Here is a 13,707-nt window from a genome sequence, read left to right as displayed (position 1 = left end):
GATGTCCTTTAAGCACTTTATCCAAATCACCAAACCGGGGATCATTTTCGGTAACGTGCTTTCTGTGGCAGGCGGATTTTTCCTGGCCTCGAAAGGGCATGTCGATCTGGCCATTTTCCTGGCCGCCATGATCGGCACGTCGCTGGTGGTGGCTTCCGGTTGCGTGTTCAACAACTGCATCGACCGCGACATCGACCTTAAGATGGAACGCACCAAAAACCGGGCGCTGGTCCAGGGCTTGATCTCCCTGAAACTGGCCCTGGCTTTTGCGACCGTCCTGGGTGTTTTCGGCGTTGCATTGTTGTACACAGTGGCCAACCCGTTGGCCGCTTTGTTCGCGGTGATCGGCTTTGTCATCTACGTCGGCTTCTACAGCCTGTACCTCAAGCGCAAGTCGGTTCACGGCACGCTGGTGGGCAGTCTGTCGGGCGCCATGCCGCCGGTGATTGGCTACGTGGCTGTGACGAACAACTTCGACATGGCCGCACTGACGTTGCTGGTGATGTTCAGCCTGTGGCAGATGCCGCATTCCTACGCCATCGCGATCTTCCGCTTCAACGATTACCTGGCCGCATCGATTCCGGTGTTGCCAGTGAAGCGCGGAATTGAAGTGGCGAAGAAGCACATCCTGCTCTACATCCTGGCGTTCCTCGTGGCGACCTTGATGCTGACTTTCAGCGGCTACGCCGGCATGAGCTACCTCGCCGTCGCCGCGGCCATGGGCATGTACTGGCTGTACATGGCCTGGACCGGCTACAAGGCAGTGGATGACACGGTCTGGGCACGCAAGCTGTTCGTGTTCTCGATCTTCACCATTACCGCGTTGAGCGTGATGATGTCGCTAGACTTCAAAGTGCCGGGTGAGCTGTTGCTGACTTACGCGCCTTAAGGTTCAGACTCTGCACAAAAAGCCCCGCCTTCGAGAGAAGAGCGGGGCTTTTTTGTATGCATTGATCGCGAAGGCCGCACCGCGGTTTATCCGAGAGAAAACTCAGCTATCAAGCAACCGGAAAAACCGTTCCCGCACCTGGCTGTTATCGCTATGCGCCACGTTGAAACGCAGGAAACGGCTAGCGTCCGGCGCTTTGCTGAGCAGGGTGCCCGGTGCCAGTACAAGGTCGATTTCCAGGCCTTTCCTTGCCAGTGTTTCGGCATGCAGCCCTTCGGGCAGGCGCGTCCAGATGAACAACCCTTCATGCGGCAGCGAAGAAACGGAACAACCCGCCTCCACCAGCCAACTCGACACCCGACTGCTCGACTCGTAAAGCCGATCCACCGTGCGCCGGGTATGTTTGGCATAGCTGCCATCACTGAGCATCGTGCAGATAATCTGCTCCGCCAGTTCTGAGGTCATGCCACCAGCGGCCATCTTGAGTGTGACCAGCCGTGCGGCCAGTTGCGGTGAAAGCACTGCGTAGCTGACGCGGCTGTTAGCCGTCAGGGTCTTGGAGAAACCGGACACGTAACTGACATTGTCCAGCCCACCCGCTGCCAGGCGTGGCGTGCTTCGTTGCTGCAAGTCGCAATACAAATCGTCTTCGACGATGTGGAAACCATAACGGTGACTCAACTCCAGCAAGCGATAAACCTGGGCCGGGGAGAACGAATGCCCGGTCGGGTTGTGCAAGGTGTTGTTGGTCATGTAGAGCACGGGACGATGGGCAATCAGCAGTCGCTCGAAGGTCTCGAGGTCCATGCCGTCGCTCCCGCGGGGGATGGTGACCACCCTGACACCATGCAGGGCCAGATTGGTGTGCATGGTGAAGTAACACGGATCGTCGAGCAGCACCGTGTCGCCGGGCTTGACCAGCAGGCGCATCAGCATGTCGATGGCCTGCACGGTGTTGGCCGTGGTGATGATCTGCTCCACCGGCACTTCGATGCCCAAGGCCGACAGCTTGACCCGCAACGCCTCGCGCAACGGCAGGTAACCGCCAGCGACGCCGTATTCGCCCATGCGCAGGGAGGTGGCGCGCAACGTGCTGCGCACGGCTTTCAGCAACTCGTCAGCCGGCAGCCACGAGGACGGCAGGAAACCGGCCCCAGGGCGTAGCGCCCCGTTGTCCAGCAGCACCGCGCGGCGGACCACGCTGAGCGTGTCTTGAGGTTGCAGGTCCGGGCCGGCATCGGTCTTGATCGTGATGCTGGAACGGTGCACGTAATGCCCCGAGCCCTGGCGTGAAACCACCAAACCCTTGGCCCGCAAGCGGTCCAGAGCATCCACCACCGTGGATTTGCCCACGTTCAGCAACTCGGAGAGTTCGCGAATCGGCGGCAGCCGGGAGCCGTGAGGCAGGCCTCCGTGGCTGATTGCCTCCGATAATTGATCGACGATCTGCTGAACCAGCGGAACCCCCTGCTGGAACTCGATAGCGGCGATCACTGCGCGCTGAACCTGCATTTTACTGGTCACTCCGGCAGTAAAGTTCGTTGGATTCTATACGAACTTGCTCTGATGAAAACAAGCGTCTCTCACTACCATCACCTTACAGACTTTCTTGATTGTCGGCGCTGTGGCCTCGGCAATCGCTTGGTTCCAGAGGTGTTGCATGAGTGTAGAAACAACGGTCGCGATCGCCAAACCGGTGATTAACATTCGCCTGTTCACAATCCGGATCATCACGGCGGTGTCGCTGTTTGCCGTGTTGGGCAAGGCCAACGTCTGGCTCGACACCGCCACCAACAGCATCCTCGCCCTCGGCTATCGGGCCTTGCTGTTGCTGTTGCCGTTGACCTTGTTGGTGTTGGGCCGGCGTTCGCTGAGCGTTACGTTGCTGTGCGCCGCCCTCGGCTTGGTCTTGCTCGCGGTCACCAGCAACCAGGGCATGGTGATGTTTGCCGCTGCGTTGTTTGCCTACGGCATTGCCATCGCCGGCTACCTGATCAAGAGCGAAGCGGCCCAGACCAAAGAGGGCGCAGCCTACAACCGGGTCGCCATGAACATGGGCAGCCTGTTGGCGGGGTTGATCCTGCTGTCGCCCTTGTTGACCCCAACCATGTTTTTCCTCGGCGCTGCCGCTTTCGTGCTGCTCTGCCTGCCCATCGCCATGGGGGCGACGTTCACCACTCAAGCGGTCGTGGCCCACCCGGTGACCCACGACGGCAGCGGCTGGCGCAACAAACTGCCGTGGGTGATCGCCGGCATCATCATGGGGATCAAACTGTTTGGCGTATTCTCGATCCTGCCGCAAGCCATCCTGCTCGAAACCGGTGAATTACCTGCCTGGTACGGCCTGATGCTGATCCTCAACAGCGCGGTGGTGGTGTTCGCTCAGGTGCCGATGATGAAGCTGATCGAACGCACCGGGCGCTTCAAGGTGGTCGCGGTGATCGGGATCATCGTCGGCGGTTTTGCGGTGCTTTCGTCTCCGGCCGCTTTTCACGTCGAAACCCTCGTCGGCGCGTTGATCTGGGTGGCGCTGCTGTCCCTCGCCGAATGTGCGTTCAGCTACCTCGATTACTTCTCCGTCAAACAAAACAACATGTTCGTCAAGGAAGTCTCCCTCGGTGTCGGCGCAGGCCTGACGGTGCTGATCATGCGGGTCGTGCCGCCGCCGTACAACGCACTGGTGCTGGCCGCCATTGGCGCGGGCGGGATCCTCGCCTGGTACTACCTCAACCGTAAATCCAATGCGTCGTTGCACGACTGACTCATCTCGGTTGCGTTACTCACTTCACAGGTCGGAGGCTTCATGAATACGACATCATGCGTAGTCGTGGTCGGGTACAACGGCAATCGGGTGCACGACATCCAGAAACTGCGCGAGCTCTGCAAGACGCTCTATAACGCCCGGCTTATCCTGGTGGTCGATCAGATTCAGCCCGCTGACGAGCAAGTGGCCGATCACGTCTGCAGCACTTCACTGGCGCCCGAAGAGGTAGCGGCCTCCCTCGAGCTGGTGGTGGGATGCTTGAATGCCGATCGATGGAAGCTGATCGGCGTTCTGCCATTTTCCGACCGTGGCGTGTTACTCGGTGCCGCACTGGCTAGCCATTTCGGCCTGCCCGGTATCACCCCGGACGAGGCGCGGGCCGGGCTGGACAAGCAGATCTTTCGCAAGCTGGAAGCGGCTGCCAGTACTTCACCGGAGCATTACCGTCCGGTGTTTTCCGCACGCATCGCGAGCCTGGCCGAACTGCGCCAGAGGGTCATCGAGCTGGGCGGCAAAGCCTTTATCAAGCCCGCTTGTGAAGGGGCGAGCAGAGGTTGTCGGGTCATTCATCATCCATCCGAATGCGACGAGGCCTGGCACGCACTCAAGCCGTATCGCGAAGGCGGGATCGTCCTTGAAGAGCTGATCCAGAACGCTCGGGAATACAGCTGGGATTACGTGGCCGGCATCACCTGGGTTACCGAAAAAACCACCACCGAAGGCGCCTATCGCGCGGAAATCCAGCAGGTAGTGCCGGCGCCGTTGACGGCCGACGTGCAGGCTCGATTGTCGGCAGCGGGTCGGCACATGTCGGCGTTGGTCTCGGTGGATAACGGCGCCTACCACAACGAAGTGTTCCTGCGCTCCGGCGGGCTGACCTCTGCCGTGGAAACCAACATGCGCCCCGGCGGCATGCACATCTGGGACCTGGCCCGCCTGGCGTTCGTGGATTTCGATCCGTGGGAAAAATGGGTCAGATGGGCGGTGGAAGGCAAGGCCGAACACCGGGATCCCGTCGCCCGGGGTTATTGCGGCATCCGTCTGTTCAGAGCGCCGGCTGACGGTATTTTGCGCGCCACGCCAGACATCGAATCGCTGGCCCGGAAACTGAACATTGAACTGGTGGAAGCGGTGTATGCCAAGCGCGTCGGTGATTCGGTCATGGCATTGGTGAAGGACAACACCTCATTCATCGGCCACATCGTGTTGTTCAGCAAGGACTACGGACAACTCAGCGACAACCTGTTGCGGCTGGCAGAAGCGATCGAGTCTCGCGTCGAGGTCACCTGCCTGGCCCCGGCGACGAGGGCCTTTGGCTGAGCCGTCGGGACCTGCGTTTTTTTGCATGATTGATTCAGAGGGTTTGGTAAATGATTGAGCAAAAGAGCTGTGATGAGCGTTTCATCGACCTGGCAAAAGAGCTTGGCTATGACATCTACGGCGAGAACACCGCTGGCGGGCATTACGCCCCGCTGATTCGGCATCATGACGAGCTGTACATCAGTGGCCTGGTGCCGCGCATGAACGGCAAGATCCAGAACCCCGGCAGAGTCGGCCTGGAATTGAACATGGCAGATGCGCAAACCGCAGCCAGCATCAGCGCGATGCGCGGGCTGGCGCTGATCGTTGATGCGATTGGTTCGCTGGATAAAATAAAGTCGCTGGTACGAATAACGGTCTATGTCAAATCCACGGCGGACTTTGTTGATCTCAGTGAAGTGGCCAACGGTGCGTCGGATGTATTCAGCCATGTGCTGGGGGACGCCGGTAAACATACCCGAACGACCGTGGGTGTTTATCAATTGCCGAAAAATGCCGCGATAGAAGTTGACATGATTGTGGCGCTGAAACCGTCGGCGTTATAAGTGTTGGTTGTTCGGCTTTACAGTGTTGAATGGTTGGCCTAAGGTTCGGCCAATCAAGTCGACAACATAAGTTGGAACTCGCGATGAATAATGTTCAAGGTGCGTTTTTTTCATATAAGGACTTTCGCCAGAGTTTGCATCAGCCGTCGGTCAGTGCACAGGTGTGGAAGAGGGGCGAACTGACAGACATGCGGCAGAGTCTCGAGGCCAGCGACGTCGATATTGTTGCGCTGGCTCACGACAACAGCATCGAAGGTTGCAAGTTGACCCCAGGGATGGCGGTGTCCATGCAATGGTTGAAACCGGGTGCGGTGTTGAATGGGCATGCTCATTCGTGGTGGCACCTGTTCATCATTCAGTCCGGCCGCGGCGCCTTGACCCTGGGGGATGCCGATGAAGTAAGCGTCAGCACTGGCGATGTGCTGCTGGTGCCGGCATGGACCCGACACGGCTTCGTCAACACCAGCGACGACGAGCCGCTGGCGATGCTCAATATGAGCAACATGCCGCAAATGGCGTCGCTCTCCAGCCTGGACGATCGCCAGGCCTGATCACTGTCCAACCATCACTTTCCCTTCGTTGCACACCAGGGAGTCAGCGTTCGCTGACTCCCTTTTTCTTTTCTGCGGCCCTGTCAAATCCTCCCGGCGTTCTGCGCTTTTTAACTTTCTGTATCGATAGAAACAGATAATTTCTGTATCTGTTCAGCGCTTGAGCAACTAACTACGATCACTTCCAAGGCAACGGATTAATGTGGTTAGTGCAAGGGAGCGTTCTATGGAAAGTACAAAGCTTAAACTCTATGTCGGTGCAGATTTTGTCAGTGCTTTTGCGATGTCGGCTTTTGTGGCACTCAAGGAAAAGCAACTTTCATTTGAACTTGTCACGCTGGATTTGAAAGCGCGCGAGAACTATCAAGCGAACTATCGTGATCTGTCTCTCACCTGCAAGATTCCCACGCTGATTCACCAGGGCTTCGCATTGTCGGAATCTTCGGCCATTGCCGAATACCTGGAAGAAATAGCGCCGGGGCATAACCGACTATTGCCGCTGGACATCAAGCAGCGCGCCCGAGCCCGTCAACTCCAGGCCTGGTTGCGCAGTGATTTGTTGGTCATTCGCAAAGAACGCCCGGCGGATCTTATTTATTTCGGCAAAAAAGATACCCCGCTGTCCGACGATGCCCTGGCCGCCGTCGACCGGTTATTTTTTGTCGCCGATCGGTTGCTGGAGGGCGGCGCCGAGCATCTGTTCGGTGACTGGAGCATTGCCGACACCGACTTGGCAATCATGCTCAACCGACTGGTCGCCAATGGTGATGAGGTTCCCTCCCGACTCGCCGCGTACGTCCGCCGCCAGTGGGATCGCGACAGTGTTCGGGCATGGATGGACATAGAGCGCGCAGCGCCGGCCATCCAGTAAGAACTGCCAGCCAATCACCAGGAGCGCTGTCATGCAGGGAATGTCGGAGCAGGAAAGATACAAGCCTTATAACTCACGCACCATTCGAGACACGCCGTACTGGCAGAAACTCACGCCGGCGTTGCAGGAAGCCATGACCGTCGTGGCCCGGGTCATGCCGTTTCGCACCAATGAATACGTACTGGGTACATTGATCGACTGGAGCAACATCCCGGACGATCCGATTTTCCGCATGACCTTTCCCCACAAGGACATGCTGCTGCCGGACGAATACGCCTCGCTCAAGCAACTGATCGACCTGGATGACACTGCCGCCATCAAGCGGCGGATCGAGGCGATCTGGTTGCGCATGAACCCGCATCCGGCCGGGCAACTGACGCATAACGGCGCGACTCTTGATGGCAAGGTCCTGCCGGGCATACAGCACAAGTACCGCGAAACCGTGCTGTTTTTCCCCGGTGCCGGTCAGACCTGTCACGCCTACTGCACGTTCTGTTTCCGCTGGGCGCAGTTCATCGGCGAAGAAGAACTCAAGTTCAATGCGCGCGAATCCCAGGAGTTGGTGAGTTACCTGCGGGTGCACACCGAGGTCACCGACGTGCTGATCACCGGGGGCGATCCGATGATCATGAACACCCGTTCGCTGGCCGGTTACATCGAGCCGTTGCTGGACTTGCCCCACCTGAAAAACATCCGCATCGGCACCAAATCCGTGGCGTATTGGCCGCAACGGTTTGTCAGCGACAAGGACGCGCCCGAGTTGCTGGAGCTGTTCAAGCGAATCGTCGCGGCGGGGAAAAACCTTTCGATCATGGGGCACTACAACCACCCGGTGGAGATCCGCCAGGCCATCGCCCGCCAAGCCATCGAACGTATTCGTTCCAGCGGTGCGACGTTGCGCATGCAGGCTCCAGTGATTCGGCACATCAACGAAAACCCCGCGGATTGGGCGGCGCTCTGGACCGAAGGCGTGCGGCTCGGCGCAGTGCCTTATTACATGTTTGTCGAGCGCGATACCGGCCCCAGTCATTACTTCGCGATGCCGCTGGCCCGGGCATTCGAGATCTTTCAGGCGGCGTATCGCTCGGTGTCCGGGTTGGCGCGCACGGTTCGCGGTCCGTCCATGAGCACCTTCTACGGCAAGGTATTGATCAACGGCATCGAAACCGTGGCCGGGGAGAAAGTCTTCGTGCTGCAGTTTCTCCAGGCTCGCGATCCGCGATGGGTGTTGCGCACGTTCTACGCGCGCTTCGATCCGCAAGCGACCTGGTTCGATGAGTTGCGGCCGGCGTTCGGTGAGCGCTCGTTCTTCTTTCAGTCCGAGCCTGATCGTGTGGTTGCGTCGGCGCCCGAATTAATACCGGTTCTGCTCGAAACGGCGTAGGACGATTCATCAGGAGATATGGACATGAGCGGTATTCCGTTTGATCAGCGAGAAGGTTACATCTGGCTCGACGGCGAGTTCGTCGAGTGGTCCCAGGCTCGGCTGCATGTGCTGACCCACGGTTTGCACTACGCGAGCACGGTGTATGAAGGGGAACGTGTCTACAACGGCAAGATCTTCAAACTGCGCGAACACAGCGAGCGTTTGTATCGCTCGGCCCGGTTGATGGATTTCGTCATTCCCTATGAGCTGGCCGAGCTGGAAGCGGCCAGCCATGAACTGCTGCAGCGCAACAACGTGGTCGACGGTTATCTGCGGCCAGTGGCCTGGCGCGGCAGTGAAATGATTTCCACCTCGGCCCGCTTCAACAGCGTCCACGTGGCGATCGCCTGCTGGCAATGGCCGAGCTATTTCGACCCGGCCGGGCACATGGCCGGCATTCGCTTGAAAACCGCCGAGTGGCGTCGTCCGCCACCGAGCTGCAGCCCGTTTGAAGCCAAGGCATCCGGGCATTATCAGATCGCCACCCTGAGCAAGCACGATGCTGAAAACAACGGCTATCACGACGCCTTGATGCTCGACTGGCGCGGCAACGTTGCCGAAGCCACCAGCGCCAACGTGTTCTTCGTCAAGGGTCGGACGTTGCACACCCCGGTGCCGGATTGTTTCCTCAACGGCATTACCCGTCAGACCGTCATCGAACTCGCTAAGGCGCTGGATTACCAAGTGGTCGAGCGAACCATTGTTCCTACGGAGCTTGGCGACTTCGACGAGTGTTTTCTCACCGGTACCGCGGCCGAAATCACCCCCGTGCAGCTCATCGATGAACATCGCTATCGACCGGGCAACGCCTGTCGCGACTTCATTGCCGCCTACACCTCAACCGTCAACGCCTGATAAACAGCCAGGAATCTCACCATGTCAGATCAAGGGATTGTCGCGTCCAAACCTTACGTTTCACTGGGCCACCGCCACGAAGAATTGTCGGCGCGAGGCTGGACGGTGTTGACGTCGGATGAGTTCGCCGACGATGTGCTCGGCACGCTGCAAGCGTTCGGCTCGGTCATACCACAATTCAACGGGCAGACCGCATTCGCCATCACCCGCAAGCCGGGGTACGAAGACTTGCCGTATTCCCAGAGCATGAACGGCATCGGCCCACACACCGAAGCGCCAGTGTACGGTCCGCCGCCGCGCTACCTGGCGTTGCATTGTCATCAACAGGCCACGTGCGGTGGCGGACACACGGGGTTGGTGGACGGGTATGAATTGCTGGCGTTCCTTGAGCGCACCGATCCCGAGCTGCGTGAATGGATCGACGACACGCCTGTGGAGTTTGTCGCCACCGCCAAGCCCGGTGAGGCCGCGCAACGCCGGGTCAAGGAATACATCCTGACGCCTACAGAGGACGGGGACATTTTCCGCTTCAGCTACAACCAGTTTCACTACGGTGATGTGAATCCTTCCAAGGAAGATCTGCTTCACTCGCAAGTCGCCAACAGCTCGTCGTCACTGGCCAGGTTTGCAGTCCTGGGCGAAGCGTATTTCGTTGAGCACAACACACCGGTGCTGATTCCCGATGGATGCCTGCTGATTTGGGACAACTGGCGGATGATCCATGCCCGCAGCCGATACACTGACCCGGCGCGAAACCTGACCCGCTACTGGCTGGCCTGATTCATCCGTCGCCCTTAATTTCATTGGCGTACCCGTCATCGGGTACGCGTCCTACAGGTATCGCGTCATGCAAACAGCAATCGAGATCGCCAAGGTCGATCATCAACTGGTCGTGCGGCTCAATCAGGCCTGGACCAAGAGAGCCACGGTGTGCGCACCGGACAAGGCCGAGGCCAGCGAAGCGTTCGATCCGGCGCGCCCGGATTACCCGGAGTGCATGGTGCCGTTTTTCCATCACCCGAAGTTCCAGGCACTGAGCGATGAACTCAAGAGCACCGTGGTGACCTGGGGCTGGATCGGCTACAACCTGCGCACGGTGACCGCCGAAGAACACGTGGTGAACCCGGCGCTGAGCGTCATCGCCAATCAATACCTGGGCAAGGACGACTGGCATTTTCGCGAGGCCATGCAACAGACGTTGATCGACGAGCACTACCACACGCTCATGCACCTGCGGGCCATCGAACGGACCAAGCAGGAGCGGGCACTCGATCAGGATCTGGAGTTGCCGCCGTCAGTCACCTATCTGCGGCTGATCGCCCTTCGCGAAGAACTGCCGGAGCAGTGGCAGCGCGACCTCGCGGCGATCACCTTTGCGGTGGTGGCCGAGATCAGCGTCAATGCTTATCTGGATCTGTTGGCCGACGACCGGAGCATTCAACCGCAAAACCGCCGCGTGGCCGAACTGCATAACCGCGATGAATATGCCCACAGCAAGATTCTCGCGGAAGTGGCGAAGGTCATGTACGCGAACATGCAGCCGACCCATCGGGCGTTTTTTGCTCGCACGTTGTCGGTGGCGCTGAGTGCCTTTGTCGCCCAGGACTACTCAATGTGGGAGGCAATTCTCACGCAGCTTGGGGTCGAGGACGCCGCGGTGATCATCGCTGACACCCGGGAGAGCAACAAGAACGCCACGATCATGCGTGACTACAGCGGCCTGCATCGTCTGGCCCAGGATCTGGGCATCAGCGACGAGATTGATTTCGACTTTCGTCCGACCCTCAAAGCCACCGCAGCGGCCTGAACCCGGAGGTGAATATGTCCGTTCCTGTGTACGAAGTGTTCGCGATCCGTGTCGGCGCCAATGCCCAGCGCACCGCCCGGGAGAACTTTCTCTACGACGCTTGCTGCGGTGATCCGAATGCGTCGATGCCCTTGGATTATTACTTCTGGGTCATTCGTAACGAGCAGCAAGCGATCGTGGTCGACACCTGTTTTCAACCAGCCACGGCGGATCGGCGCAACCGTCAGATGTATCGCCTGCCGGAAGAATCCCTGCGCCAACTGGATATTGATCCGGCGCAGGTCGACAACCTGATCCTCACCCATTTGCACTGGGACCATGCCGGCAACCTGGGGCTTTTCCCCAAGGCCACGGTGCATTTGCAAGAAGCGGAACTGCGCTTTTGCACCGGGCCGAAAATGGCCCATCACACGGTTAACAAAACCTACGAGGTCGACGACGTGATGTCGGCGCTTCCGCCGTTGTTTGAAGGCCGGATGCGTTTGCACACCGGCACGGTCGAGGTGATTCCCGGTGTGACGTTGCACCCGGTGGGCGGGCATACACCGGGTAGCCAAGTGGTGCGGGTGAACACTGAGCGCGGGTGGATTGTCCTGGCCTCGGATGCCGCGCACTTGTGGGCGAACATCCGTCAGCGCAGTCCGTTTCCGATTCTGGATGATCTGGCGCAGACGCTTGAAGCATTCAGCTTGATCGACAGCCTTGCCGACGGCGAAGATCACGTCATCCCCGGCCATGATCCTCTAATCGCTGAACGTTTCCCGCATTGGAATAACGATCCGCACATCATTTGCCTGCACCAAAGCCCCCTCTGAACCCAACACTAAACCCTGTAGCAGCTGCCGAGCCTGCGAGGCTGCGTTCGGCGGCGAAGCCGTCGTAAAACCATCCACTACGGTGTTTCAGGTAAACCGAAATGGCAGGATTTACGACTGCTGCGCAGCCGAACGCAGCCTCGCAGGCTCGGCAGCTGCTACAAGGATGTGTTTAGTCCTGGTTTTTGAGGAGTTGGCCGAGGGTCGCCAGCGCTTCCTCAATCCGCGGTGAATACGGCGCACCGCAACCAATGCGCACAAAGTGATTGAAACGCTGGGCATTGGAAAAGATATCCCCAGGTGCAATCTGGATGCCGGCCTTCAATGCCTCATGGAAAAACGCCATGGATGAATGCTGGCGCGGCAATTCCACCCATAACAACGTACCGCCCCGAGGGGTGGTCACGCTGGTGCCGGCGGGAAAATAGCGAAGGATCGCAGCGCTCATTTGCTGGCGTTGGTGAGTCAGGATTTTCCGCAAGCGGCGCAGGTAACGTTCGTAGGACGGTGTCTTCATGAACGCACTGACCGCCAGTTGCGACAGCGCCTCACATCCCCGGGATTGAGTGTGTTTGAGCATTTCCACGCGGTCGTGCCATTTCCCCGCGCTGATCCAGCCCAGGCGAATGCCCGGTGCCAGGGTTTTGTTCAGGGAGGCGCAATAGATCACGTTGTCGGTGCGGTCCCAGTGCTTGAGCGTGGACAGCGGCTGTTCGGTATCCACCAGATCGCCATAGGTGTCGTCTTCGATCAGCACCGTGGCATGCTCGGCGCACAGCTGCACCAGCCGCGCCTTGTTGGCGTCGGGCATGATGCTGCCCAGCGGATTTTGCAGATTGGGAATGACGATCAGCGCCTGAATCCGTTCGGGGCCTTGTAGCAATTGTTCGAGGGCGAACAGATTGATGCCGGCATGCGAAGTCGCCGGTACTTCCAGTACCCGTAGATTCAAGCTTTCAAGAATTTGCAGCAAACCATAAAAGGTCGGCGACTCCACCGCGACGGTATCGCCCGGTTGAGTGACTGCGCGCAAAGCCAGGTTGATCGCTTCGGTCGCGCCGTTGGTGATCACAATTTTTTCCGCTGGCAGGTTGGCCTTTGTGGTCAGCGCCCGTCGCGCAAGAATACTGCGCAACGTGCTATTGCCACAGGTGGAACCCGCCGCACCGAGCAAGTGCGGATCGTGACGCAGTGCCTTGATCATATGGTCTTGCAGGATCTTCAACGGATAGAGTTCCGGCGCGCAGAAGGCACTGGCGAAATTGACCTTGATCGTCGCGCGCTGACTGGCCTTGAGTACTGATGACACCTGCTCGTGAATGCCGACATAGACACCGGTGTCCAGCGGCGGCGGGGGAGCGATCGGGACGGGTTTGCGCAACGTATCGGGCTGGCGAATGTAGTTGCCGGAGCGCGGCCGGGCTTCCAGCACGCCACAGTCCTCGAGTTCCCGGCAAACCTGCACGGCGGTCGACAGGCTAACGGCATGTTTTTCCATCATCAGCCGAATGGAGGGGAATCGTTCACCGGTTTTCAAGGTGCCGCTGCGGATCGCGTCGAGGTAGTGGTTGGCCAACTGACGGTAAAGGGGAGTTGTGTTCATGATGACCTCAGCAATCGCACCACTGAAGTCTTGGGCTGGAAAGTGAGTTGACGCTCCCTGCAGGCGGACCCGTGGTGCTGAAGGGTTAAGGAAAAGTGTTTTTTTGGCGCCGAATCACCGTGGCATGAGTGCCTGTGGGCATTGATTGCCGAACGGGGTGGCACTTTGCAACTGTCGCGGTGTGGGCGGCGATGACAGGAAAGGAAATTGTGGGTTTTGTAAAACCACGGGCAATAAAAAGCCCCGCTCTAGGGCGGGGCT

At 58.8% G+C, this 13,707-nt stretch carries 12 protein-coding genes and 1 pseudogene; 11 read left to right on the top strand and 2 right to left on the bottom strand.

The features are described from left to right. Window position 1: 1 nt before the first annotated feature. Window positions 2–889: a heme o synthase gene (gene cyoE, locus AC3WP4_RS03735; RefSeq protein WP_074873900.1), complete on the top strand. Its 888-nt coding sequence runs from the start codon at window positions 2–4 to the stop codon at window positions 887–889. 102 nt (window positions 890–991) lie between these two features. Here the strand turns inward: cyoE and AC3WP4_RS03730 are convergent, their stop codons facing one another. Further along, the gene (locus AC3WP4_RS03730) at window positions 992–2,401 is read right to left on the bottom strand and encodes an aminotransferase-like domain-containing protein (RefSeq protein ID WP_074873901.1); all 1,410 of its coding nucleotides are present in this window, start codon (window positions 2,399–2,401) and stop codon (window positions 992–994) included. Window positions 2,402–2,549: 148 nt separating this feature from the next. Here AC3WP4_RS03730 and AC3WP4_RS03725 point away from each other — a divergent pair, with 148 nt between their 5' ends. The 10 genes and pseudogenes from AC3WP4_RS03725 to AC3WP4_RS03680 all read left to right on the top strand — a co-directional run bounded on the left by AC3WP4_RS03725 (window position 2,550) and on the right by AC3WP4_RS03680 (window position 11,843). Then, window positions 2,550–3,650, top strand: coding sequence for an MFS transporter (locus tag AC3WP4_RS03725; protein WP_074873902.1), 1,101 nt, complete (start codon window positions 2,550–2,552; stop codon window positions 3,648–3,650). 42 nt (window positions 3,651–3,692) lie between these two features. Further along, the gene (locus AC3WP4_RS03720) at window positions 3,693–4,973 is read left to right on the top strand and encodes a biotin carboxylase (RefSeq protein WP_102615026.1); all 1,281 of its coding nucleotides are present in this window, start codon (window positions 3,693–3,695) and stop codon (window positions 4,971–4,973) included. Between the two features lie 50 nt (window positions 4,974–5,023). Then, window positions 5,024–5,518, top strand: coding sequence for a RidA family protein (locus tag AC3WP4_RS03715; protein ID WP_074873904.1), 495 nt, complete (start codon window positions 5,024–5,026; stop codon window positions 5,516–5,518). 83 nt (window positions 5,519–5,601) lie between these two features. After that, window positions 5,602–6,060, top strand: a pseudogene (locus tag AC3WP4_RS03710) (cupin domain-containing protein); the annotation flags it as partial. A gap of 235 nt (window positions 6,061–6,295) precedes the next feature. After that, window positions 6,296–6,940, top strand: coding sequence for a glutathione transferase (yfcF, locus tag AC3WP4_RS03705; protein ID WP_102615024.1), 645 nt, complete (start codon window positions 6,296–6,298; stop codon window positions 6,938–6,940). Between the two features lie 31 nt (window positions 6,941–6,971). Continuing rightward, on the top strand, window positions 6,972–8,324 hold the full coding sequence (locus AC3WP4_RS03700) for a KamA family radical SAM protein (RefSeq protein ID WP_102615023.1): 1,353 nt from the start codon (window positions 6,972–6,974) through the stop codon (window positions 8,322–8,324). Between the two features lie 24 nt (window positions 8,325–8,348). Then, window positions 8,349–9,221: a branched-chain amino acid aminotransferase gene (locus AC3WP4_RS03695; RefSeq protein WP_102615022.1), complete on the top strand. Its 873-nt coding sequence runs from the start codon at window positions 8,349–8,351 to the stop codon at window positions 9,219–9,221. A 21-nt stretch (window positions 9,222–9,242) separates the two neighbouring features. Further along, window positions 9,243–10,001, top strand: a complete 759-nt coding sequence (locus tag AC3WP4_RS03690; protein ID WP_102615021.1) for a TauD/TfdA family dioxygenase — start codon at window positions 9,243–9,245, stop codon at window positions 9,999–10,001. A 67-nt stretch (window positions 10,002–10,068) separates the two neighbouring features. Next, the gene (locus AC3WP4_RS03685) at window positions 10,069–11,028 is read left to right on the top strand and encodes a diiron oxygenase (protein WP_102615020.1); all 960 of its coding nucleotides are present in this window, start codon (window positions 10,069–10,071) and stop codon (window positions 11,026–11,028) included. Between the two features lie 14 nt (window positions 11,029–11,042). Further along, the gene (locus AC3WP4_RS03680) at window positions 11,043–11,843 is read left to right on the top strand and encodes an N-acyl homoserine lactonase family protein (protein ID WP_102615019.1); all 801 of its coding nucleotides are present in this window, start codon (window positions 11,043–11,045) and stop codon (window positions 11,841–11,843) included. Between the two features lie 172 nt (window positions 11,844–12,015). Here AC3WP4_RS03680 and AC3WP4_RS03675 read toward each other — a convergent pair whose 3' ends face one another. Then, entirely contained in the window at window positions 12,016–13,446 is a 1,431-nt protein-coding gene (locus tag AC3WP4_RS03675) for an aminotransferase-like domain-containing protein (RefSeq protein ID WP_074873912.1), read from the bottom strand. Window positions 13,447–13,707: the final 261 nt, after the last annotated feature.

The organism is Pseudomonas sp. FW305-20, from assembly GCF_058788075.1.
Note: the sequence above shows the minus strand (reverse complement) of the source record. Positions and strands in the feature narration are given on the sequence as shown.